Raw genomic sequence first — 21,894 nt, 5'->3', positions numbered from 1 at the left:
TAGAACCGAAATTAATACCATTTTCCTTGGATAATTCGGCGAGTCGATGCTCCGGCGTGTCTTCGGAGTGACGCGATTGTGACCGCGTTCGTCGTCGAAAGGGCCGACCGCCTAGTCTCGGTCGGTGTGAAGATCACCGTTCTGGTGGGCGGCGTCGGAGGTGCCCGCTTCCTACTGGGCGTGCAGCGGCTGCTCGGACTCGGCCAGTTCACTGACCAGATATCAGCGGCCGCAGGCGATCTTGATCACGTGCTGACGGCCGTGGTCAACATCGGCGACGACGCCTGGATGCACGGCGTGCGGATCTGCCCGGACCTCGACACCTGCATGTACACCTTGGGCGGTGGCATCGATCCCGAGCGCGGCTGGGGACATCGCAACGAGACGTGGAATGCAAAAGAGGAATTGGCCGCCTACGGGGTGCAGCCCGATTGGTTCGGTTTGGGTGACCGAGACTTGGCCACGCATTTGGTGAGAAGCCAAATGCTGCGCGCAGGATATCCGCTGTCCGCGGTGACCGAGGCGCTGTGCCACCGCTGGACGCCCGGCGCCACCCTGCTGCCCGCCAGTGACGACCGGTGTGAAACCCACGTCGTGATCGATGATCCTGACACCGGCGACCGCAAGGCCATTCATTTCCAGGAGTGGTGGGTCCGCTACCGAGCCCGGGTGACCACCCACAGCTTCGCCTTCGTGGGATCCGAAACCGCCACCGCCGGACCCGGTGTCGTCGACGCGATCACCGACGCCGATGTCGTGATGTTGGCCCCGTCGAACCCGGTGGTCAGCATCGGCGCGATCCTTGCGATTCCCGGCGTCCGCGCTGCGCTGCGATCCACGCCCGCACCGGTGATCGGCTACTCCCCCATCATCAGTGGAAAGCCGTTGCGCGGCATGGCTGACGAATGCCTGTCGGTGATCGGTGTCGAATCCTCCTCCCACGCCGTTGCCCGTCACTACGGCGCGCGATCGGCGACCGGAATCTTGGACTACTGGTTGATCTCCGAGGGCGATCACGCCGAAATACCGGGCGTGACGGTAGAACCCATACCGCTGCTGATGTCCGACCCGTCGACCACCGCCGAGATGGTGCGCGCCGGGCTGGAACTGGCAGGCGTGACGCTATGACCCCAGAGCATGGAAGCGCGGCTCGCATCGAAATCCTGCCCGTCGCCGGGCTTCCGGAATTCCATCCTGGTGATGATCTGGCCGAAGCCGTTGCCACGGCCGCTCCCTGGTTGCGCGACGGTGATGTCGTCGTGGTCACCAGCAAGGTGCTCTCCAAATGCGAAGGTCGCATCGTCCCGGCCCCATCCGATCCCGAAGAGCGAGATGCACTGCGCCGCAGACTTATCGATACCGAAGCGGTGCGGGTGCTGGCACGCAAGGGCCGCACGCTCATCACCGAGAACCGCAACGGGATCGTGCAGGCCGCAGCCGGCGTCGACGGCTCCAATGTCGGAGCAACCGAATTAGCGCTGCTGCCCGTCGATCCCGACGCCAGCGCCGCCACCCTACGTACTTCTCTGCGTGAGCGGCTGGGAGTCGATGTCGCGGTGCTCGTCACCGACACGATGGGCCGCGCCTGGCGCAACGGACAGACCGACGCCGCGATCGGCTCATCCGGGTTACCGGTGCTGTTCGGCTACGCCGGTGCGGTCGATCCGCACGGCAACGAGCTGGTGGTCACCGAGGTGGCCGTGGCCGACGAAATCGCGGCCGCGGCCGACCTTGTCAAGGGCAAGCTGACCGCGGTGCCCGTTGCGGTCGTGCGCGGCCTCGAACTGGACGATGACGGCTCCACTGCCGCGCGACTCTTACGCGGCGGCGAAGACGACCTGTTCTGGCTGGGCACCGCCGAGTCGATCGACCTCGGCCGCCGCCAGGCCCAGCTGATGCGGCGCTCGGTACGCCACTTCGCGGCCGGGCCCGTCGACGCCGGACTCATCGAGGACGCGGTCGCCGAGGCACTCACCGCCCCGGCTCCGCACCACACTCGGCCGGTACGGTTCGTCTGGCTGGCCGATCACGACCTTCGCGCCGTCCTGCTCGACCGGATGAAGGACGCGTGGCGTGCCGACCTGACCGCCGACGGCAAGTCGGCCGATGCAGTCGAGCGACGCCTCAGCCGCGGACAGATCCTCTATGAAGCACCGGAGGTCGTGATCCCGTTCCTGGTACCCGACGGAGCCCACGATTACCCCGACCCCGCCCGCACCGCGGCCGAGCACACCATGTTCACCGTCGCGGCCGGCGCGGCGGTGCAGGCACTGCTGGTCGCGCTCGCGGTCCGCGGTGTGGGCAGCTGCTGGATCGGCTCGACCATCTTCGCGGCCGGGCTGGTCCGCGAAACCCTCCACCTACCAACGGATTGGGAGCCGCTGGGCGCTATCGCGATCGGCTATCCGGTCGAGCCGCCACAACCCCGCGACCCAGTACCGGTCGGCGATCTGCTGGTGCGCAAATGACACCATCGACTGTCCGCGATTCGGCGATCGAGCTGTTGGCCGGGTGGGATGCGCCCGACGCCGGCCAGGACGCGTTGCGACAGGCTGTTCTGGCGTTTCTGTACGCGCGCACCGACGCCTGCGAGCGTGCCTGCGTCCCCGGCCACATCACCGCCTCCGCCTTGGTGGTTGCCGAGTCCGGCGACGACGTGTTGCTCACCCTTCACCCGCGGTTGGGGCGCTGGGTGCAGCTCGGTGGACACTGCGAGCCCACCGATACCGACATCGTCGCCGCGGCGATGCGCGAGGCCACCGAGGAATCCGGGATCGACGGCCTGCGCGTCGATGCGGAGTTGGGCGCCATCCACGTCCACGCCCTCACCTGCTCGCTGGGGGTGCCGACCCGGCATCTGGATCTGCAGTTCATCGCGCGGGCGCCGGCGGATGCCGTCATCGCGATCAGTGACGAATCACTGGATCTGCGATGGTGGCCGGTCGACGAGCTGCCCCAGGGCATCGACGCCGCAGTGGCACACTTGGTGGCGGTCGGCCGCTCGCGCTCCTGACCACGCGCCGAGTGGCTGGTTATGACACGTTCGAGAGCGAAAGCCGTGTCATAGGTGGCCACTCGGGGCACTGCTAGATATCGGACGAGTAGCGGATGCCGCAGTCGGGGATCATGACTCCCGGCCACACCCGCGCACCCCGCAACAGTTCGCAACGCGCCCCGACGTCGGCGCCGTCGCCGATGATGCCGTCACGGACCAGCGCGCGCGGCCCGATCCGGGCGCCGAAGCCGATGATCGATCGCTCCACCACCGAACCCGCCTCGATACGTGCCCCGTCGAAGATGACCGCGCCGTCCAGGCGCACCCCCGGCCCGATCTCGGCACCGCGGCCCACCACCGTCCCGCCGATCAGCACCGCCCCCGGCGACACCGACGCCCCGTCATGCACGAGGCTCTCCCCGCGCCGCCCGCCGAGCGCCGGCGAGGGAGCCAAGCCGCGGACCAAGTCGGCCGACCCCCGGACGAAGTCCTCCGGCGTGCCCATGTCGCGCCAATAGCTGGAGTCGACGTAGCCGCACACCTTGACTCCGTCCGCCAACAGCGCGGGGAAGACCTCCCGCTCGACCGACACCTCGCGCCCACGGGGGATGTGGTCGACGATCTCGCGCTTGAAGATGTAAGTACCGGCGTTGATCTGGTCGGACGGCGGGTCCTCGGTCTTTTCCAGGAACGCCAGCACGTTGCCGTCGGCGTCGGTGGGCACGCAGCCGAACGCCCGCGGGTCGCTGACCCGGACCAGATGCAGAGTCAGATCAGCCTGCGACGCGTAGTGGCTGGCCAGCATCTGTCTCAGGTCCATCCCGGACAGCACGTCACCGTTGAACACCATGACGGTGTCGTTGCGCAGCTTGGGCACCACGTTGGCGATCCCGCCGCCGGTGCCCAACGGGTGTTCCTCAGTGACGTATTCGATCTGCAGGCCGAGCTTGGACCCGTCGCCGAACTCGGACTCGAAGGTGGCCGCCTGGTACGAGGTGCCGAGGATCACGTGCTCGATTCCGGCCGCCGCGATGCGGGACAACAGATGGGTCAGGAACGGCAGGCCAGCGGTGGGCAGCATCGGCTTGGCGGCCGACAACGTCAACGGCCTCAGCCGGGTGCCCTTCCCGCCGACAAGCACCACCGCGTCGACCTTCGAGGGATCAACTTCGCTCACTGGGCCCCCAATTTTCTCGCCAGCTCCCGCCGGGACTTACGTACCGCCGCGCGCGATCGAACCTTCAGCGCGCTCCTCATCGTCCATCGCAGTGGCGCCCGCCACCAGCCAAAATGGCGATCAGATAGATAAATGTAGGTGCTTTCGTGATGTGCGCGCAGGTTGGTCGCCGGATCGCGGCCGGTCGAGTGGCCCTTGTCGTGCAGAATCTCCGCAGACGGCACATACACGTTGAGCCAGCCCGCTGCGCCCAGCCGGTCGCCCAGGTCGACGTCTTCCATATACATGAAGTAGCGCTCGTCGAACCCGCCGACCGCGCCGAATGCCGCGCGGCGGACCAGCAGGCAGGATCCCGACAACCAGCCCACCGGCCGCTCGGTGGGTTCCAGGTACTCCTGCCGGTAGGCGCGTGTCCACGGGTTGTTTTTCCAGACGAAGCCGACCACGGCGTGCATACCGCCGCGGACCAGGCTGGGCAGATGACGCGCCGACGGGTAGACCGAACCGTCGGGGTCGCGGATCAGCGGCCCCAGCGTCCCGGCGTGGGGCCAGCGCCCGGCGGCCTCGAGCAACTCGTCAATGCTGTTCGGACCCCACACCACGTCGGGGTTGGCCACGATCACGAACTCGTCGTCGTCCGGTGCGGTGGCGACGCCGCGGTTCACCGCACTGCCGTAGCCGAGATTTCCACCGGTTCGCACCAGCCGGGTGCCGGGATAACGTTCCACTGCCGCTTCGGGCGATCCGTCGGTGGAACCGTTGTCGGCCAGCACCACGGTCAGCGGGCGGTCGGTCGCCACCGTCAACGACGACAGGAAGCGGTCCAGGTGAGAACCCGGCGAGTACGTCACCGTGACCACGGTCAGGGGGCGGCTCGACGTCACGGCGTAGAGGGTAACTGTCGGTCGTCGACGGGTTGAGCAAGCGCCTCGGCCAACGCCGCGCGCCAGGGCCGCAACGGGCGGACGCCGGCCCGCACCGACATCACCATGGACAGCGCCGAATACGCCGGGCGCGGTGCTCGGCGGGACGACCGCGCGGCACTGACCGGCCGGATCCGTTGCGGGTCGGCGCCGAGCAGCTCGAACACCGCCCGCGCCTGCTCGTAGCGGGTGCACGCACCCTCGTTGACGACATGCAGGACCGGTCCCCGGATGCGCCCGTCGCCGATCTCGAGCAGCGCGTCAACCAGGTCTTTGACGTATGTCGGCGACCCGGTCTGATCATCGACGGCATCGACGGTGCGGTCAGTGTCGGCGAGTCGGCGCAGCACGGCCACGACGTCGTTGCCGGCTGCTCCGGTGTACACCCAGGAGGTGCGCACGATGTGAGCGTCGGGCATCGCGGCCAGCACCGCGAGCTCACCGGCGAGCTTGCTTCGCCCGTAGACCCCCAGCGGAGCCGCCTCGTCCCCAACCTCGTACGGGTGCCGTTGCGCACCATCGAAGACGTAGTCGGTGGAGATGTGCACCAGCTCCGCACCGACCCGGGCGCACGCGTGCGCGACGTTCTCGGCCCCGGTGGCGTTGACGGCGTAGGCGGTATCGGGGTCGGCCTCGGCGGCGTCGACGTTGGCGATCGCCGCGCAATTGACCACCAGGTCTCCTTCAGCGACGAACCGCCCGGCCGCGGCCGGGTCGGCGATGTCCCACTGCTGATGTGTCAGCGCGCTGAACTCCCGGGCCCGGCGGACCGCCTCACCTGCGAGAAACCGTCCAACCTGGCCACCGGCACCCGTAATCACGATCCTCGCCGCCACGATAACGAGTCTGGCACGCCGGTTTGGGCTACCCGGATTGCGCCCATCTCGCCAGTAGCCTGGGCTGATGCCTGCTGAGACCGAAGCACTGACGGGCGCCCAGCGGGTGGCCCGTACGGTGCTCGCGTTGATCGCCGTGGTGGTGATGGTCGGCACCGGTGTCGCGTGGGGCAAGATCCGCTCGTTCGAGGACGGCATCTTCCACATGAGCACCGCGGCGCTCGGCGGCGGCGGGCAGGACGGCGCGATCGACATCCTGTTGGTCGGCATGGACAGCCGTACCGATGCGCACGGCAACCCGCTGTCCGAAGAGGAGCTCGCGGAACTACACGCCGGCGACGACGTGTCGACGAACACCGACACGATCATCCTGATCCGCATCCCCAACAACGGGAAGTCGGCGACAGCGATTTCGATCCCCCGCGACTCCTACGTCAAGGCACCCGGTCTGGACAAGACGAAGATCAACGGCGTCTACGGCCAGGTGAAGCTGGAGAAGATGAAGCAGCTGGTCGAGCAGCAGGGCATGGATCCCGCCGAGGCCGAACCCAAAGCCACCGAGGCCGGTAGGGAGGCGCTCATCGAGACCGTCGCCGACCTGACCGGGGTCACGGTGGACCACTACGCCGAGATCGGCCTGCTCGGCTTCTCGCTGATCACCGATGCGCTCGGCGGTGTCGACGTCTGCCTCAAAGATGCCGTCTACGAACCTCTTTCCGGTGCCGATTTCCCGGCCGGCTGGCAGAAGCTGAACGGCCCGCAGGCGCTGAGCTTTGTCCGCCAACGCCATGACCTGCCGCGTGGCGACCTCGACCGGGTTGTCCGCCAGCAGGTGGTGATGGCTTCACTGGCCCACCAAGTGCTTTCGGGCAAAACCCTCACCAGCCCCTCCACGATGAACCGGCTGCAGGACGCGATTCAGCGATCGGTGGTGATCTCCTCGGGCTGGGACATCATGGATTTCATCAAGCAGCTCGAACACCTCGCCGGCGGGAACGTCGCATTCGCGACCATCCCGGTGCTCGACGAGGCGGGTTGGAGCGACGACGGCATGCAGTCGGTGGTCCGCGTGGATCCCACTCAGGTACAGGAATGGGTGGCCAGCCTGCTGCATGATCAGGCCGAGGGCAAAACCGAGAAGATCGCCTACTCGCCGGAACAGACCAAGACCGACGTGGTCAACGACACCGACATCAACGGTCTGGCCGCCTCGGTCTCAGAAGTACTGAGCACCAAGGGCTTTACCGCCGGCGATATCGGCAACAACGACAAGGATCATGTGATCCGCAGCCAGGTGCAGGCCGCTACCGAGGACGATCTCGGCGCCCAGGCCGTCGCCAAGGAACTCGGCGGACTCCCGGTGGTGGCCGACGGCTCGATTCCGGCGGGGACCGTGCGGGTGGTGCTGTCCAGCGATTACACCGGACCGGGGTCGGGCTTGGACGGGTCGCTACCGACGTCGGCGACGGTCAGCCAGGCGGCCGGTCAGGCCGGGGACGGCGTACCTCCCCCGCCGTCGCCCATCATCACCGCGGGGTCTGACGACCCCAAATGCGTCAACTGATGACCAATTTGACTGCGGCGGTGCTGGATCCGCTGCTGAAGGCCGACCCGATGGGCCCGCGGATCACCTACTACGACGACGCGACGGGTGAGCGCATCGAGGTGTCGACGGTGACACTGGTCAACTGGGCGGCCAAGACCGCCAATCTGTTACGCGACGAACTCGGCGCCGGGCCGGGCACCCGGGTGGCGGTGCTGTTGCCCGCGCACTGGCAGACGGCGGCGGTACTGCTCGGGGTGTGGTGGATCGGCGCCGAGGTGACGCTCTCCGGGTCGGCCGACATCGCGCTCTGCACATCGGAGCGGCTGGACGAGGCCGACGAGATGGTGGCCGGCGGCGAGGTCGCCGTGCTGTCACTGGATCCGTTCGGCAAACCCGCACCCGATCTGCCCATCGGCGTCACCGACTACGCGACCGCGGTGCGGGTGCACGGCGACCAGTACACCGCCGAGCCACGACCGGGACCGGCACTCGACGGCCGGTCGGTCGATGACGTGCTGGCCGCTACCGCGGCATCGGTCGCCGACCTCGGACTGAACGCCGGTGACCGGGTGATGTCGTCGTTGTCGTGGTCGACCCCGGGCGGAATCATCGCCAACCTGCTGGCGGTGTTCGCCGCCGGCGCCTCATTGGTTCAGGTATCCAATCCCGATCCGGATCTTCTGGATCGACGCCGGACGGCAGAGAAGGTCACCCGAGATCTGGCCTGAGCGGTGCCGACCGTCGGCGACTGCGTGCCGATCACCCCATCTCCACCCAGATGGTCGCCGCCGCGACGACCACGGCGACGACGGCCAACAGGATGGTGTCCGTCGCATGAAGGCGGGGCTCATCGGATGCCCCGATGCGCAATTCGCGGGCGATGAGAAACAGGGGGAACGTGACGCTGATCGCGATGGCGAATCCACCCAGGACATAGAGCCAGACAAATCTGACGTCATGCTTGCGCGCCTCGATCACCATCAGGATCACGGCAGACAACAGGAACAACAGAATGTCGACTGTCAGCGATCGCGATGCCGGGGTGACTTTGGAGTCGTTCAGAAAGTCGAGCAGGAATCGGGCCGGGCTGTCGAGATAGGCCAGGTTCTGGCTCCACGTCGCAATGAGTGCGGCGACGGCGATGGCACCATAGACCCCGCAGAGGATCTTGCTGCTCCGTGGCATCGGTGTGGATTGCTCAGCTGTTGTCATCGCCTGACGCTAGAGGGCGGTGAAGCTGTGGCGGAGCGGAATGCGGCCAGTCGATCACTAGGCTTCCCAGGATGAGCCGCGTCCCGTTGAACCCCACGTCGTTGCCCGATCTTCCGGTGCGGCGCCTCGACGTGGTCGAGACGACTGGCTCGACCAATGCCGACCTGCTGGCCCGGCACGCCGCGGGCGAGGACATCCGCGGTGCCGTACTGCTCGCCGAACACCAGAACGCGGGTCGCGGCCGCAATGGGCGCAGCTGGTCGGCGCCGCCACGCTCGCAGATCGCCCTGTCGATCGGTGTCGACGCCGACGGAGTTCCATCGCAGGGGTGGGGATGGCTGCCGCTGCTGACCGGTGTGGCATTGGTCGACGCCGTCCGGCAGACCACCGGCATCGAGGCCGGGGTGAAGTGGCCCAACGACATTCTGGTGGGCACCGGAAAGCTGGCCGGCATCCTGGCCGAGGTCGCCGCGCCCGATCCGGTCATCGTGGTGGGCCTCGGGCTCAACGTCACCATGACCGCCGAGGAGGCGCCGGACCCCAGGGCCACCTCGCTACAGATGCTGGGTGCGGCGATGCTGGACCGCGATGTCCTGCTCGGGACGATCCTGCGCGAGCTGACCGCCCGCATCGGACGGTGGCAGACCGCGAAAGGACCCGACCCGACGCTGATCGACGACTACCGCCGTCACAGCCTCACCCTGGGCAGCCGGGTGCGGGCCGTCCTGCCCGGCAATCGTGAAATCATCGGTGTCGCAGTCGATATCGATGACATGGGAAGACTTGCCATCGACGCCGGCAGCGGGGTCGAGACGGTCTCGGCGGGTGACATCACCCACCTGAGACCGGCCGACTAGCTCACTTCAGCAGAGCGCGGGACATCACGACCCGCTGGATCTGGTTTGTGCCTTCGTAGATCTGAGTGATCTTGGCGTCGCGCATCATTCGCTCCACCGGGAAGTCCACGGTGTAGCCCGCACCACCGAACAACTGCACGGCGTCGGTGGTCACCTCCATGGCGACATCGGAGGCAAAGCACTTCGAGGCCGCCGAGATGAACCCGAGGTTGGGTTCACCGCGCTCGGCTCGAGCGGCCGCCGAGTACACCATCAGGCGGGCCGCTTCGACCTTCATCGCCATGTCGGCGAGCATGAACTGCACACCCTGGTTGTCGGCGACCGGACGGCCGAACTGCTTGCGGTCCTTGGTGTATGCGATCGCCGCGTCCAGTGCGCCCTGCGCGATACCGACGGCCTGCGCGCCGATGGTCGGCCGGGTGTGATCCAGGGTGGCCAGCGCCGTCTTGAACCCGGTGCCCGGGTCGCCGATCATCCGGTCTCCCGGGATGCGGCAGTTCTCGAAGTAGAGCTCGGTGGTCGGCGAGCCCTTGATGCCGAGCTTGCGTTCCTTCGGCCCGATCGTGAAGCCCTCGTCATCGAGGTGCACCACGAACGCCGAAATGCCGTTGGCGCCCTTGTCCGGATCGGTCACCGCCATCACCGTGTACCAGGTCGACTTGCCGCCGTTGGTGATCCACGCCTTGGCGCCGTTGAGGATCCAGTCGTCGCCGTCGGCCTTGGCCCGGGTCCGCATCGACGCCGCGTCGCTGCCGGCCTCCCGCTCGGAGAGCGCGTACGACGCCATCGCCTCACCGGAAGCGATCGAGGGCAGCACCTTCTTCTTGAGCTCGTCCGACCCGCGCAGGATCAGGCCCATCGTGCCGAGCTTGTTCACGGCGGGAATCAGGGATGCCGACGCGTCGACCCGCGCGACCTCCTCGATGACGATGCACGCGGCCACCGAATCCGCGCCCTGCCCGCCGTACTCCTCGGGCACGTGGACCGCGTTGAACCCCGAGGCATTCAGCGCATCCAGCGCTTCCTGCGGGAAACGCGAGTTCTCGTCGCAGTCGGCCGCAAATGGGGCGATCTCTTTTTCGGCCAACGCCCGAATCGCCGCCCGCAGCTCGTCGTGTTCCTCGGGCAACTTGAACACATCGAAATCCGGATTTCCCGCCATCACAGCCTCCTAACTACTTGGTTGGGAACCTTACTCGGGTCTTCACTCACCGAGTAATCGCTCCCGCAGCGCCCGATCCTTCTCCAGCACCTGGGCTTCCAGATCATTCTGAAAGCTCTCCATGCGCTTGTGCAGCGCCTTGTCGGAGGCCGCGAGGATGCGCACGGCCAGCAACCCGGCATTGCGGGCGCCGCCGATCGAGACCGTGGCCACCGGCACACCGGCCGGCATCTGCACGATCGACAGCAGCGAGTCCAGCCCGTCCAGCTTGGCCAGCGGCACCGGAACTCCGATCACCGGGAGCGGGGTGGCCGAGGCCACCATCCCGGGCAGGTGGGCGGCGCCGCCCGCCCCGGCGATGATCACCTGGATGCCACGGGCGGCCGCGCCGCGCGCGTAGTCGAGCATGCGCCCGGGTGTGCGATGCGCGGACACGACGCCGACCTCGAAGGGCACCTCGAACTCGGCCAACGCCTCGGCCGCAGCCTCCATCACCGGCCAGTCGCTGTCGGAGCCCATGATCAAGCCGACCCGCGGCCCGTTTTCAGTCATCGGCGCTGTGCCCGTCCCATCCGTCGGTCCACTCTGCGTGCGACAACCAGTGTGCCGCCCGTTCGGCACGTTCACGAACACGATTCACGTCGCAGTCCGCGGTGCCGACGATATTGACGTGACCCACCTTGCGCCCCGGGCGTTCGGCCTTGCCGTACAGGTGGACCTTCGCCTCCGGAATCCGGCCGAAAAGGTGGTGCAGCCGCTCGTCCAGACCCATCACGGGGGTCTGCGGCGCGCCCAGCACATTGGCCATCACCGTCACCGGCGCGATCGGCCGGGTATCGCCCAGCGGGTAGTCCAGAACGGCACGCAGATGTTGTTCGAACTGGCTGGTCACCGCGCCGTCCATGGTCCAGTGCCCGGAATTGTGCGGCCGCATGGCCAGCTCGTTGACCAGCAGCGCGCCCTCGGTCGTCTCGAACAGCTCGACGGCCAGTACGCCGACCACCCCGAGGTCGGCGGCCAGCCGCAGGCCAAGCTGCTCGGCGGCACCGGCCAGATCCTCGGAAAGCCCCGGTGCGGGTGCCAGGACGGTGACGCAGATGCCGTCGCGCTGCACCGTCTCCACGATCGGCCAGGCCGCGCCCTGACCGAACGGTGAACGCGCGACCAGCGCCGAGAGCTCGCGGCGCGTCGACACCCGCTCCTCGAGCAGCACCGCCACGTTGTCGGCCAAATAGCTTGCGACCACCTCGCGGGCGTGCGCCAGGTCCCGGGTGAGCACCACACCGCGACCGTCATAGCCGCCCCGCACGGTCTTGACCACGACCGGGCCGCTGACGGCAGCGGCGAAGGCGTCGACATCGTCGACGCTGGTCACGGTGGTGAACCGCGGGATCGGCGCGCCGAGTTGCTCCAGTTTGCGCCGCATCACCAGCTTGTCCTGGGCGTGCACCAGCGCCTCGGGCGGCGGGTACACCTTCACCCCTTCACCGACCAGGGTGTCGAGCAGCGCGGTCGGCACGTGCTCGTGATCGAACGTCAGCGCGGCGGCGCCGGTGGCGGCCGTTCGCAGCACTTCGAGGTCGGTGTGGGCGCCGATCACCACGTCGGGAGACACCTGGGCGGCCGGATCGTCGGGGCTGACCGCCAGCACCCGCAGGCTCTGCCCCAGCGCGATCGCCGCCTGATGGGTCATCCTGGCCAGCTGCCCGCCGCCGACCATGGCGACGATGGGAGGTGTGGGGCGCTTCGACACGGCCATCATGGTGTCAGACCTGCGCGAGTACGCACACCTGCGGTGACTTCCGTAGACTTTCTCCTTGTGTCTTTCGCAGATGCCACGATCGCTCGGCTGCCCCGACCGATCCGGCCCTTCGCCGAGCGGCATCACGAACTCATCAAGTTCGCGATCGTCGGTGCGACGACGTTCGTCATCGACTCTGCGATCTTCTACACGCTGAAGCTGACGATCCTCGAGCCGAAGCCGGTCACCGCCAAGGTGATCGCCGGCATCGTCGCCGTCATCGCGTCCTACGTGCTGAACCGGGAGTGGAGCTTCCGCAACCGCGGAGGCCGCGAACGTCACCACGAAGCGCTGCTGTTCTTCGCGGTCAGCGGCGTCGGTGTGTTGCTGAGCATGGCCCCGCTGTGGTTCTCCAGCTATGTGCTGGAACTGCGCGTACCGCACGTATCACTGACCATCGAGAACATCGCCGACTTCGTCGCCGCCTACATCCTGGGCAACCTGTTGCAGATGGCGTTTCGGTTCTGGGCGTTCCGGCGGTGGGTGTTCCCCGACGAGTTCGGGCCCAGCCACGACAAGGCGCTGGAATCCACGCTCACCGGCGGCGGCTTCGTCGAGGCGCTGGAGGACGAGTACGAGGCCGGCGGCACGGTCACCCCACTGCGCCGTCGCCGGATAGCGCGTCAGCTGGGTGACTCTTCGGAGCCCAGGGTGTCGAAAACTTCGTGATACAGCAGTGAATGCACCCGCTCCACGCCGGGAATGTCGTAGAACTCAAGGGGATCCTGGCTCGCTGACTCGATGACCAGTGTGCCGGTCCGCAGCATGCGATCGAGCAGGCCGTGCCGGAACTCCACACTGTTGACGCGCGCCAACGGGATATCGATACCTGACCGGGTCAGCAGCCCGTGGCGGAACATCACCCGCCGATCGGTGATCACGAAATGCGTTGTGAGCCAATTGAAGAAACGCCACAACGTCAGCCAGCCGACCAGGATCAGCCAGATCGCCGCGATGACACCGAAGAGGACCCTCTTGGCGGTGGGGTCCCAGCTGGTGTTGTTGACGAGCGCGGCCACGAACGACGCCACGATGGTCGTCACCAGCAGCACCAGGACCGGGCCGACCAGTCGCTTCCAGTGCGGGTGGCGGTGCAGGACGACCTGCTCGCCCTCGGCAAGCACGTTCTCGGGATAACCCATGGTCATCTACTAATGCACAAAACGCGTGAAGGCAAGACACGTGGTGCCCTTAGCGCCTCCTTAAGGTTGCCGATACCATCGTCACCCATGACGAGCGTTAAGGAACCGGCCGCCGAGCACACGATCGACATTCACACCACTGCAGGCAAGCTGGCCGACCTGCGCCAGCGGGCCAAGGAGGCGTTGCATCCGGTCGGCGAGACCGCTGTCGAGAAGGTGCACGCGAAGGGCAAGCTGACCGCTCGCGAACGCATCCTGGCGCTGCTCGACGAGGGCTCGTTCGTCGAACTCGACGCACTGGCCCGGCACCGCAGCACCAACTTCGGGCTGGCCGAGAACCGCCCGGTCGGCGACGGCGTGGTGACCGGCTACGGCACCATCGACGGCCGCGAGGTCTGCATCTTCAGCCAGGACGCGACGGTGTTCGGCGGCAGCCTCGGCGAGGTCTACGGCGAGAAGATCGTCAAGGTCCAAGAGCTGGCAATCACGACCGGCCGCCCGCTGATCGGCATCAACGACGGTGCGGGCGCCCGGATCCAGGAGGGCGTGGTCTCGCTCGGTCTCTACAGCCGGATCTTCCACAACAACATCAAGGCCTCCGGCGTGATCCCGCAGATCTCGCTGATCATGGGCGCCGCGGCCGGCGGCCACGTCTACTCCCCGGCGCTGACCGACTTCGTCATCATGGTCGACCAGACCAGCCAGATGTTCATCACCGGCCCCGATGTCATCAAGACGGTGACCGGCGAGGACGTCACCATGGAGGAGTTGGGCGGCGCCCACACGCACATGGCCAAGTCCGGCACGGTGCACTACGTCGCATCCGGCGAACAGGATGCCCTGGACTACGTCCGCGACCTGCTCAGCTACCTGCCCCCGAACAACTACGCCGAGCCGCCGCGCTACCCCGCGCCGCCGCACCCCGGCGCCATCGAGGACAACCTCACCGACGAAGACCTCGAGCTCGACACCCTGATCCCGGATTCGCCGAACCAGCCGTATGACATGCACGAGGTGATCACCCGCATCCTCGACGACGACGAATTTCTGGAAATCCAGTCGGGATACGCGCAAAACATCGTCGTCGGTTTCGGCCGCATCGACGGCCGCCCAGTCGGGATCGTGGCCAATCAGCCCACCCAGTTTGCCGGTTGCCTGGACATCAACGCCTCGGAGAAGGCCGCCCGGTTCGTCCGGACGTGCGATTGCTTCAACATTCCGATCGTGATGCTGGTCGACGTGCCGGGCTTCCTGCCGGGCACCGATCAGGAGTACAACGGCATCATCCGGCGCGGCGCGAAGCTGCTGTACGCCTACGGTGAGGCCACCGTCGCCAAGATCACCGTCATCACCCGCAAGGCTTACGGCGGCGCCTACTGCGTCATGGGTTCCAAGGACATGGGCTGCGACGTCAACGTGGCCTGGCCGACCGCCCAGATCGCGGTCATGGGCGCCTCGGGTGCGGTCGGATTCGTCTACCGCTCACAGCTCAAGCAGGCGGCCGCCGACGGCAAGGACGTCGACGCCCTGCGGCTGGAGTTGCAGCAGGATTACGAGGACACGCTGGTCAACCCGTACATCGCGGCCGAGCGCGGTTACGTCGATGCGGTGATCCCGCCGTCGCACACCCGCGGTTACATCTCGACGGCGTTGCGGTTGCTGGAACGCAAGATCGCCCAGGTGCCGCCGAAGAAGCACGGGAACATTCCGCTGTGAGTGCAACGATTGGACTTCTGTGACCAAGCACGAGGACATCACCGAACTCAGCGACCCCCGGGATATCACGCTGGACAACCCGGAACCGCTGACGCCCGAGATCCGCATCGAGAGGGGCAACCCGAGCGACGACGACATCGCCGCTCTGGTGACCGTGCTGGCCGCGGCCGGCGGTGGCGCCCCGCACCCGGGGCCCCAGGAACTCAACCTGTGGGGGCACCCGGTGGACAAGCTGCGCTACTCGATCTCCAGCTGGCAGCGGGTGACGCTGCTGGAACGGATGCACATGCGCCGGTGATGAGCCGCTTGCGCGAAGACCATAGGCCACTGATGAGCCGCTTGCGCGAAGACCATGGGCCACTGATGAGCCGCTTGCGCGAAGACCATGCGTTGCTGACGGCCACGACGTGACTCGGGTCGTGTTGGGCTCGGCCTCGTCGGGCCGTCTGCGAGTGCTGCGCAGCGCCGGTATCGATCCCCTGGTGGTCGTTTCGGGTGTCGACGAGGACGCGATCCTCCGGAACCTGGGAACGGAGGCCGAGCCCGGTGACGTCGTCACCGCTTTGGCGCAGGCCAAGGCCGGCGCGGTACATCAGATCCTGGACCGTGACCTCGCAGCGGATTGCGTTGTCATCGGCTGTGATTCGATGCTGTACGTCGACGGACGCCTCAGCGGCAAACCGGGAACTCCCGAACAGGCTGCGCTGCAATGGCATTCGATGGCCGGACGGGACGGGCTGCTCCACACCGGGCACTGCGTGATCCGAGTCCTGCACGGCGCGGCGGTGCACACCGCAAGCGCGGCAGCGGTCACCCGGGTACGCTTCTCCACCCCGACACCCGTCGACCTGGCGGCCTATCTGGCCAGCGGCGAGCCGCTACAGGTCGCCGGCGCGTTCACCCTCGACGGGCTCGGCGGCTGGTTCGTCGACGGCATCGACGGCGATCCGTCCAATGTGATCGGCCTGGGCCTATCCGTCACGCATCGACTGTTCGGCGACGTCGGGCTGGCGATCGGCGACCTGTGGGCGGCCAATCCGGTCCGCTGATCGGCGGTAGGCTCATCATCGTGCCACTTCCCGCAGATCCCAGTCCCGCCCTGAAGGCCTACGCCCACCCGGAACGCCTGGTCACCGCCGATTGGCTGTCTGGGCATCTGGGCACCCCCGGACTCGCCATCGTCGAGTCCGACGAAGACGTGTTGCTCTACGACATCGGCCACATCCCCGGTGCGGTCAAGATCGACTGGCACACCGACCTCAACGATCCCCACGTGCGCGATTACATCAGCGGCGCCCAGTTCGCCGAGCTGATGAACCGCAAAGGTATCGCCCGTGACGACACCGTCGTCATCTACGGCGACAAGAGCAACTGGTGGGCCGCCTACGCGCTGTGGGTCTTCACCCTCTTCGGCCACCAGGATGTCCGACTCCTCAACGGCGGACGAGACCTGTGGATCTCCGACGGCCGCGACACCACGCTCGACGTGCCGACCAAGACCGGGTCCGGATATCCGGTCGTCGAGCGCAACGACACCGCAATTCGGGCGTACAAGGACGATGTCCTTGCCTCCCTTGGCCATTCGACACTGATCGATGTGCGCTCACCGCAGGAGTACACCGGTGAGCGCACCCATATGCCCGACTACCCCGAAGAGGGAGCGCTGCGTGGCGGCCACATCCCCACCGCGGTGTCGGTGCCATGGGCCAAGGCCGCCGACGACAGCGGCCGGTTCCGAAACCGCACGGAACTGGAGCAGGTTTACTCGTTCGTCACGGCGGATCCGGACACTCCGATCATCGCCTACTGCCGCATCGGCGAGCGGTCCAGCCACACCTGGTTCGTCCTGACCTATCTGCTGGGTATCCCCGGCGTACGTAATTACGACGGCTCGTGGACGGAGTGGGGCAATACCGTCCGCGTCCCGATCGTCGCCGGTGCCGAACCGGGATCAGTGCCAGGTTCGGTATGAGCATGCCGGCGCCACTGGCCGAGGTCGTCTCCGACTTCGGCGAGGTGCAGGGCCAGGACAAGCTCAAACTGCTGTTGGAGTTCGCCGACGAACTACCAGCGCTGCCCGCCGACCTCGAGGAGGCGGCCATGGAACCGGTGCCGGAGTGCCAGTCGCCGCTCTTCCTACATGTGGATGCCGCCGACTCCGACCACGTCCGGCTGTTCTTCAGCGCACCCGCCGAGGCGCCGACTACCCGCGGCTTCGCGTCGATCCTGGCGACCGGGTTGGACGGCCAGTCGAAAGCGCAGATCCTGGCCGTGCCCGACGACTTCTACTCCGAGTTGGGTTTGGCGGCGCTGATCAGTCCACTTCGGCTGCGCGGCATGTCCGCGATGCTGGCCCGGATCAAGCGCCGCCTGCGCGACGGAACCTGAACTTACTCATTAGTAGGGGCACCAGCTGGTTCGTGTCGAACGAGCGCCGCCTACACTGCCGTGCGAACCTATTTTTAAAGATCGTTCTTAGAGTCACGCTATGCAGGAGGCGCGGTGCCCATTCAGACGCCCAGTCAGACCATCTCCAAGGTCCTCGTCGCCAACCGCGGTGAAATCGCGGTTCGGGTGATCCGGGCGGCCCGGGATGCGGGACTGGCCAGCGTGGCGGTCTACGCCGAGCCCGACGCCGACGCGCCGCACGTTCGGCTCGCCGACGAGGCGTTCGCGCTGGGCGGGCAGACGTCCGCGGAGTCGTACCTGGACTTCACCAAGATCCTGGATGCCGCGGCCAAGTCCGGGGCCAACGCCATCCACCCCGGCTATGGCTTTCTGTCGGAGAACGCCGACTTCGCCCAGGCCGTCCTCGACGCCGGCCTGATCTGGATCGGACCGAGCCCGCAGTCCATCCGCGACCTGGGTGACAAGGTCACCGCCCGGCACATCGCCGCCCGCGCGCAGGCACCGCTCGTCCCCGGCACCCCCGACCCGGTCAAGGACGCCGACGAGGTGGTGGCGTTCGCCAAGGAGTACGGAGTGCCGGTCGCGATCAAGGCGGCATTCGGTGGCGGCGGCCGCGGTATGAAGGTGGCCCGCACCATCGAGGAGATCCCTGAGCTGTTCGAGTCGGCGACACGTGAGGCGGTTGCCGCGTTCGGACGCGGCGAGTGCTTCGTCGAGCGCTACCTGGACAAGCCGCGGCACGTCGAGGCGCAGGTGATCGCCGACCAGCACGGCAACGTGGTGGTGGCCGGCACCCGTGACTGCTCCCTGCAGCGCCGCTTCCAGAAGCTCGTCGAGGAGGCGCCGGCACCGTTCCTCACCGACGCGCAGCGCAAGGAGATCCACGAGTCGGCCAAGCGCATCTGCAAGGAGGCGCACTACCACGGCGCGGGCACCGTCGAGTATCTGGTGGGCCAGGACGGCTTGATCTCGTTCCTCGAGGTGAACACCCGTCTGCAGGTGGAGCACCCGGTCACCGAAGAGACCTCCGGCATCGACCTGGTCCTGGAGCAGTTCCGCATCGCCAACGGTGAGAAGTTGGACATCACCGAGGATCCCGCCCCGCGTGGTCACTCGATCGAGTTCCGCATCAACGGCGAGGACGCCGGTCGCGGCTTCCTGCCCGCGCCCGGCCCGGTCAACAAGTTCGAGCCGCCGACCGGCCCGGGCGTGCGCCTGGATTCCGGCGTGGAGAGCGGTTCGGTGATCGGCGGCCAGTTTGACTCCATGCTGGCCAAGCTCATCGTCACCGGCGCCAATCGCCAGCAGGCCCTCGAGCGCGCCCGCAGGGCTCTTGATGAGTTCACCGTCGAGGGTCTGGCCACCGTCATCCCGTTCCATCGCGCGGTGGTCAGCGACCCGGCCTTCATCGGCGATGGTGACGGATTCACGGTGCACACCCGCTGGATCGAGACCGAATGGAATAACACCATCGAGCCGTTCACCGGCGGTGGCCCGGTCGACGAGGAAGAAGCCCAGCCGCGCCAGAAGGTCGTCGTCGAGGTCGGAGGCCGTCGGGTCGAGGTATCGCTGCCCGGTGACCTGGCGCTGGGTAACGGCTCCGGCCCGGCCGAGTCCGGAGCGATCCGCAAGAAGCCGAAGGCGCGCAAGCGTGGCGCTCACGCCGGTGCGGCCGCTTCGGGTGACGCCGTGACCGCACCGATGCAGGGCACCGTGGTGAAGGTCGCCGTCGAAGAAGGGCAGACGGTGGCTGTCGGCGAGCTCGTAGTGGTCCTCGAGGCCATGAAGATGGAGAACCCGGTGACCGCCCACAAGGATGGTGTCATCACCGGGTTGGCCGTGGTGGCCGGTGCCGCGATCACCCAGGGCACCGTCCTGGCCGAGATCAAGTAACGGCGATCAAGGCGCGAAAGGCTTCGAGCCCAACACCGCACCGGTACCGGTGACGAGACTGTCGGCATCCACCCGGGCGCCGAAATAGGTCGCCTCGGGGTCGACGACGACGGTACGGTGCTCGCCTCGGCGAGCCAGCACCACTCGAGCCAGCTCGGCGAAGGTGATCTTGTCGGGTCCGCCGAGTTCGACGACACCGGCGGGTGATCCGACGGCCGCCCGCGCCACGTGGGCGGCGACTTCGGCAGCCGCGATCGGCTGGATCCGCGCGTCAGGCACCCGCACCACGTCTCCATCGGTCAGGCTGGTCACGATCATGTCGGCGAACTCGTCGAACTGGGTGGCCCGCACGATCGTGTAGGGCAGCCCGGAGGCCTCGATCAACGTTTCCTGCGCCACCTTGGCGCGCATGTACCCGCTCATCCGTAGTCGGGTCACCCCGACGATCGACAGCGCGACGTAGTGCGCCACCCCGGCAGCCTGGGCGGCCGTGACGAGGACGCGGGTGGCGGTGCCGAAGAACTCCAGCACCGGTTCGTCCTCGTAGGAGGGTGAGTTGAGAACGTCGACCAGCACATGGGCATCCGACAGCGCGTCGGCCACGCCCTCCCCGGTCAGCACATCCACCCCGGTTCGGCGCGACGCACCCACCACGTCATGCCCCTCCGCGGTCAGCAGGTCCACAACCTGCGCACCAATCTGCCCACTGGCACCGAAGACTGCTAGGCGCACACCGTCCAGCATGATGGATGGGTGAGCGATAACCCAGAGCTCTTTCGGATCGGCACCGCCGAACGCGAGCAGGCCATGGACTTGCTCAGCCGGCAGTTCTCCGAGGGCCGGCTGACCCCCGACGAATTCTCCGAGCGCAGTGCCGCGATCGCCGCAGCGGTGACCCGCGCCGACCTCGAGCCGGTCTTCGCCGACCTGCCGACCAAACCCGGCGGGGCCTCGGCCCCTGGGTTCGAACGCGCCCGCGACTGGCGGGCCATCGTGATGGCGCTCATCCCCCTGGTGGCGTTGGCGTTCACCATCCTGGTGCCGCACGGCTGGCTGGCCTGGCTGGCTCTGCCGGTGCTCGGCATGCTGCTCTATGGCCGTCGCTGAGATGGATCCCGTCGAAATCAACGCTGGCACTTGGTATCTGCGCGCATTACGGGCCGACGACCGCATCGACGACCGTCCCGCCCTGGCTGAGCTCGGCGAGACCGACCCGGACTACGTGACCAAGCGCACGGCACAGTGGGCAGCCGAATCCGGCTATTCCTGGGCGGTCTGCGAGCCCACAACCGGCGAACTACTGGCCGAGGTCACGGTCGACCCGGACCGCGCGACCCTGGCGACGCGAGCCAGGCCCGGCCACGACGAGGCCGCAGCCATGGCCGCCACCGCGGTACGCCGGTTCGCCGCCGCGGCCCTCAATCTGACGGTGTAGGCGTATCGACGTCGACGCCGGTAGCCAGATCGGCGCAGTCGACCTCCAGAACGTCGGATCGGCCGGCCAGAAAGCGACGGGCGCCCTCGTCGCCGCGCAGGGTTTCCAGCAACGCCGGCCAGTGCCGGCCGGCGACGACCACGGGGTGGCCGGGCCGGCCGTCATAGGTGGCCCTTGCGACGCCGGACTGCGATGTGCGGGCCCCGTGGAGCACGCGAGCGACCACGTCGGCGCCGATGTCGGGGGTGTCGATGGTGAGCACTACGGCGTAGTCCGCGCCGGCCGCTGCCGCCAAGCCGGTCCGCAGTGAGGCACCCATCCCCTGTCGCCAATCTTCGGCGATCACCGCACGGGCCGGCGTGGGAACGTCGACGACCGCCGCGCCGAGTACCACCACCACGTCGCCACAACCACCGTCAGACAAAGACGCCACCGCTGAATGCAGCCATAATCCCTGAGCAGCAAGAACTTTCGGCATCCCGTACCGCGTTCCCGCGCCGGCCGCCAGCAGGATGCCGGCGATCTGGTCGCGCTTCGACATACACACAGTGTGAACCGGGACAACCGGAGGGCGAAGAGCGCCCCTCCGGGATCACGCACCCGACCCCGTCGGCGATCTACCGCTGCGTCAATTGCTGTTACGCGTTGGTGTGAGGATGATGAGAACCCGCCCTGTCAGGAGCAATGATCAATACCTGTGGATGAGGCTCGGCGAGGTGGCGTGAAAGTGGGCGCACCTTCCCGAGGATGATCATCACGGAATCAGGTATTCGATCAAGACCGGCGTTGG

General features: G+C 67.3%; 25 protein-coding genes. 15 read left to right on the top strand and 10 right to left on the bottom strand.

Annotated elements, in window-relative coordinates; translation table 11 throughout:
• Positions 1–126: 126 nt before the first annotated feature.
• Genes cofD through ORI27_RS28530 form a run of 3 tightly spaced genes read left to right on the top strand, consistent with a single transcriptional unit; the run spans position 127 to position 3,013 of the window.
• Positions 127–1,128 carry a 2-phospho-L-lactate transferase gene (gene cofD / locus ORI27_RS28540; RefSeq protein WP_266000507.1) on the top strand — a complete coding sequence of 334 codons (1,002 nt, stop codon included), beginning with the start codon at positions 127–129 and terminating at the stop codon, positions 1,126–1,128.
• Positions 1,125–2,468 (top strand): coenzyme F420-0:L-glutamate ligase, encoded by a 1,344-nt coding sequence (locus tag ORI27_RS28535; protein ID WP_266000506.1) that lies wholly within the window; start codon positions 1,125–1,127, stop codon positions 2,466–2,468. The genes cofD and ORI27_RS28535 overlap by 4 nt, the downstream gene beginning before the upstream one ends.
• Positions 2,465–3,013 carry an NUDIX hydrolase gene (locus ORI27_RS28530; RefSeq protein ID WP_266000505.1) on the top strand — a complete coding sequence of 183 codons (549 nt, stop codon included), beginning with the start codon at positions 2,465–2,467 and terminating at the stop codon, positions 3,011–3,013. Before ORI27_RS28535 ends, ORI27_RS28530 begins: the two co-directional genes overlap by 4 nt.
• A 73-nt stretch (positions 3,014–3,086) precedes the next feature.
• Here the strand turns inward: ORI27_RS28530 and manB are convergent, their stop codons facing one another.
• Genes manB through rfbD form a run of 3 tightly spaced genes read right to left on the bottom strand, consistent with a single transcriptional unit; the run spans position 3,087 to position 5,931 of the window.
• Positions 3,087–4,172 (bottom strand): mannose-1-phosphate guanylyltransferase, encoded by a 1,086-nt coding sequence (gene manB / locus ORI27_RS28525; RefSeq protein ID WP_266000504.1) that lies wholly within the window; start codon positions 4,170–4,172, stop codon positions 3,087–3,089.
• Positions 4,169–5,032, bottom strand: coding sequence for a glycosyltransferase family 2 protein (locus tag ORI27_RS28520; RefSeq protein ID WP_407666457.1), 864 nt, complete (start codon positions 5,030–5,032; stop codon positions 4,169–4,171). Before ORI27_RS28520 ends, manB begins: the two co-directional genes overlap by 4 nt.
• 20 nt (positions 5,033–5,052) lie before the next feature.
• Complete coding sequence (gene rfbD / locus ORI27_RS28515) at positions 5,053–5,931, bottom strand: dTDP-4-dehydrorhamnose reductase (RefSeq protein WP_266000502.1); 879 nt, start codon at positions 5,929–5,931, stop codon at positions 5,053–5,055.
• A 145-nt stretch (positions 5,932–6,076) separates the two neighbouring features.
• Between rfbD and ORI27_RS28510 the strand changes: the two genes are divergently transcribed.
• On the top strand, positions 6,077–7,495 hold the full coding sequence (locus ORI27_RS28510; protein ID WP_266000528.1) for an LCP family protein: 1,419 nt from the start codon (positions 6,077–6,079) through the stop codon (positions 7,493–7,495).
• The gene (locus ORI27_RS28505) at positions 7,495–8,205 is read left to right on the top strand and encodes a TIGR03089 family protein (protein WP_266000501.1); all 711 of its coding nucleotides are present in this window, start codon (positions 7,495–7,497) and stop codon (positions 8,203–8,205) included. The genes ORI27_RS28510 and ORI27_RS28505 overlap by 1 nt, the downstream gene beginning before the upstream one ends.
• Before the next feature lie 31 nt (positions 8,206–8,236).
• Here the strand turns inward: ORI27_RS28505 and ORI27_RS28500 are convergent, their stop codons facing one another.
• A complete protein-coding gene (locus ORI27_RS28500; protein ID WP_266000500.1) occupies positions 8,237–8,689 on the bottom strand; it encodes a DUF2834 domain-containing protein in 453 nt (150 codons plus the stop codon).
• Between the two features lie 71 nt (positions 8,690–8,760).
• Between ORI27_RS28500 and ORI27_RS28495 the strand changes: the two genes are divergently transcribed.
• Complete coding sequence (locus ORI27_RS28495) at positions 8,761–9,546, top strand: biotin--[acetyl-CoA-carboxylase] ligase (protein WP_266000499.1); 786 nt, start codon at positions 8,761–8,763, stop codon at positions 9,544–9,546.
• Between the two features lies 1 nt (position 9,547).
• Here the strand turns inward: ORI27_RS28495 and ORI27_RS28490 are convergent, their stop codons facing one another.
• From ORI27_RS28490 to ORI27_RS28480, 3 genes are read right to left on the bottom strand one after another with little or no spacing between them, the layout of a single operon-like run.
• Positions 9,548–10,708: an acyl-CoA dehydrogenase gene (locus tag ORI27_RS28490; protein WP_266000498.1), complete on the bottom strand. Its 1,161-nt coding sequence runs from the start codon at positions 10,706–10,708 to the stop codon at positions 9,548–9,550.
• A gap of 42 nt (positions 10,709–10,750) precedes the next feature.
• Positions 10,751–11,260, bottom strand: coding sequence for a 5-(carboxyamino)imidazole ribonucleotide mutase (gene purE, locus ORI27_RS28485; protein ID WP_266000497.1), 510 nt, complete (start codon positions 11,258–11,260; stop codon positions 10,751–10,753).
• A complete protein-coding gene (locus ORI27_RS28480; protein ID WP_266000496.1) occupies positions 11,253–12,470 on the bottom strand; it encodes a 5-(carboxyamino)imidazole ribonucleotide synthase in 1,218 nt (405 codons plus the stop codon). Before ORI27_RS28480 ends, purE begins: the two co-directional genes overlap by 8 nt.
• Positions 12,471–12,527: 57 nt before the next feature.
• Between ORI27_RS28480 and ORI27_RS28475 the strand changes: the two genes are divergently transcribed.
• Entirely contained in the window at positions 12,528–13,178 is a 651-nt protein-coding gene (locus tag ORI27_RS28475; RefSeq protein ID WP_266000495.1) for a GtrA family protein, read from the top strand.
• Here ORI27_RS28475 and ORI27_RS28470 read toward each other — a convergent pair.
• Positions 13,133–13,651: a PH domain-containing protein gene (locus ORI27_RS28470; RefSeq protein WP_266000527.1), complete on the bottom strand. Its 519-nt coding sequence runs from the start codon at positions 13,649–13,651 to the stop codon at positions 13,133–13,135. The genes ORI27_RS28475 and ORI27_RS28470 overlap by 46 nt on opposite strands.
• Positions 13,652–13,738: 87 nt before the next feature.
• Between ORI27_RS28470 and ORI27_RS28465 the strand changes: the two genes are divergently transcribed.
• The 6 genes from ORI27_RS28465 to ORI27_RS28440 all read left to right on the top strand — a co-directional run bounded on the left by ORI27_RS28465 (position 13,739) and on the right by ORI27_RS28440 (position 19,669).
• Positions 13,739–15,367 (top strand): acyl-CoA carboxylase subunit beta, encoded by a 1,629-nt coding sequence (locus tag ORI27_RS28465; RefSeq protein ID WP_266000494.1) that lies wholly within the window; start codon positions 13,739–13,741, stop codon positions 15,365–15,367.
• 19 nt (positions 15,368–15,386) lie between these two features.
• On the top strand, positions 15,387–15,665 hold the full coding sequence (locus ORI27_RS28460; protein ID WP_266000493.1) for an acyl-CoA carboxylase epsilon subunit: 279 nt from the start codon (positions 15,387–15,389) through the stop codon (positions 15,663–15,665).
• A gap of 109 nt (positions 15,666–15,774) precedes the next feature.
• Positions 15,775–16,416 carry a Maf family protein gene (locus ORI27_RS28455; RefSeq protein ID WP_266000492.1) on the top strand — a complete coding sequence of 214 codons (642 nt, stop codon included), beginning with the start codon at positions 15,775–15,777 and terminating at the stop codon, positions 16,414–16,416.
• Between the two features lie 20 nt (positions 16,417–16,436).
• The gene (locus ORI27_RS28450) at positions 16,437–17,339 is read left to right on the top strand and encodes a sulfurtransferase (protein ID WP_266000491.1); all 903 of its coding nucleotides are present in this window, start codon (positions 16,437–16,439) and stop codon (positions 17,337–17,339) included.
• Positions 17,336–17,755 (top strand): SufE family protein, encoded by a 420-nt coding sequence (locus ORI27_RS28445; protein WP_266000490.1) that lies wholly within the window; start codon positions 17,336–17,338, stop codon positions 17,753–17,755. Before ORI27_RS28450 ends, ORI27_RS28445 begins: the two co-directional genes overlap by 4 nt.
• 114 nt (positions 17,756–17,869) lie before the next feature.
• A complete protein-coding gene (locus ORI27_RS28440; protein WP_266000489.1) occupies positions 17,870–19,669 on the top strand; it encodes an acetyl/propionyl/methylcrotonyl-CoA carboxylase subunit alpha in 1,800 nt (599 codons plus the stop codon).
• 6 nt (positions 19,670–19,675) lie between these two features.
• Here ORI27_RS28440 and ORI27_RS28435 read toward each other — a convergent pair whose 3' ends face one another.
• Positions 19,676–20,401, bottom strand: a complete 726-nt coding sequence (locus ORI27_RS28435; protein WP_266000487.1) for an SDR family oxidoreductase — start codon at positions 20,399–20,401, stop codon at positions 19,676–19,678.
• A gap of 21 nt (positions 20,402–20,422) precedes the next feature.
• Between ORI27_RS28435 and ORI27_RS28430 the strand changes: the two genes are divergently transcribed.
• Positions 20,423–20,776: a DUF1707 SHOCT-like domain-containing protein gene (locus ORI27_RS28430; protein ID WP_266000486.1), complete on the top strand. Its 354-nt coding sequence runs from the start codon at positions 20,423–20,425 to the stop codon at positions 20,774–20,776.
• A 1-nt stretch (position 20,777) separates the two neighbouring features.
• Positions 20,778–21,104 carry a hypothetical protein gene (locus tag ORI27_RS28425; protein ID WP_266000526.1) on the top strand — a complete coding sequence of 109 codons (327 nt, stop codon included), beginning with the start codon at positions 20,778–20,780 and terminating at the stop codon, positions 21,102–21,104.
• On the opposite strand, the gene ORI27_RS28420 is transcribed toward ORI27_RS28425, so the two are convergent.
• Positions 21,088–21,645, bottom strand: a complete 558-nt coding sequence (locus ORI27_RS28420; protein ID WP_266000485.1) for a nucleotidyltransferase family protein — start codon at positions 21,643–21,645, stop codon at positions 21,088–21,090. The two genes, ORI27_RS28425 and ORI27_RS28420, sit on opposite strands and share 17 nt — an antisense overlap.
• Between the last annotated feature and the right edge of the window lie 249 nt (positions 21,646–21,894).

The organism is Mycobacterium pinniadriaticum, from assembly GCF_026242045.1.
Classification (GTDB): Bacteria; Actinomycetota; Actinomycetes; order Mycobacteriales; family Mycobacteriaceae; genus Mycobacterium; species Mycobacterium pinniadriaticum.
Note: the sequence above shows the minus strand (reverse complement) of the source record. Positions and strands in the feature narration are given on the sequence as shown.

Bases quoted from the DNA above. Each gene is read 5' to 3' on its own strand.
- ORI27_RS28425 (WP_266000526.1), top strand. From the start codon at position 20,778: ATGGATCCCGTCGAAATCAACGCTGGCACTTGGTATCTGCGCGCATTA.
- ORI27_RS28470 (WP_266000527.1), bottom strand. From the start codon at position 13,651: ATGGGTTATCCCGAGAACGTGCTTGCCGAGGGCGAGCAGGTCGTCCTG.
- ORI27_RS28490 (WP_266000498.1), bottom strand. From the start codon at position 10,708: ATGGCGGGAAATCCGGATTTCGATGTGTTCAAGTTGCCCGAGGAACAC.
- purE (WP_266000497.1), bottom strand. From the start codon at position 11,260: ATGACTGAAAACGGGCCGCGGGTCGGCTTGATCATGGGCTCCGACAGC.
- ORI27_RS28535 (WP_266000506.1), top strand. From the start codon at position 1,125: ATGACCCCAGAGCATGGAAGCGCGGCTCGCATCGAAATCCTGCCCGTC.
- ORI27_RS28500 (WP_266000500.1), bottom strand. From the start codon at position 8,689: ATGACAACAGCTGAGCAATCCACACCGATGCCACGGAGCAGCAAGATC.
- ORI27_RS28505 (WP_266000501.1), top strand. From the start codon at position 7,495: ATGACCAATTTGACTGCGGCGGTGCTGGATCCGCTGCTGAAGGCCGAC.
- ORI27_RS28510 (WP_266000528.1), top strand. From the start codon at position 6,077: ATGGTCGGCACCGGTGTCGCGTGGGGCAAGATCCGCTCGTTCGAGGAC.
- ORI27_RS28420 (WP_266000485.1), bottom strand. From the start codon at position 21,645: ATGTCGAAGCGCGACCAGATCGCCGGCATCCTGCTGGCGGCCGGCGCG.
- ORI27_RS28445 (WP_266000490.1), top strand. From the start codon at position 17,336: ATGAGCATGCCGGCGCCACTGGCCGAGGTCGTCTCCGACTTCGGCGAG.
- ORI27_RS28530 (WP_266000505.1), top strand. From the start codon at position 2,465: ATGACACCATCGACTGTCCGCGATTCGGCGATCGAGCTGTTGGCCGGG.
- ORI27_RS28480 (WP_266000496.1), bottom strand. From the start codon at position 12,470: ATGATGGCCGTGTCGAAGCGCCCCACACCTCCCATCGTCGCCATGGTC.
- ORI27_RS28495 (WP_266000499.1), top strand. From the start codon at position 8,761: ATGAGCCGCGTCCCGTTGAACCCCACGTCGTTGCCCGATCTTCCGGTG.
- ORI27_RS28465 (WP_266000494.1), top strand. From the start codon at position 13,739: ATGACGAGCGTTAAGGAACCGGCCGCCGAGCACACGATCGACATTCAC.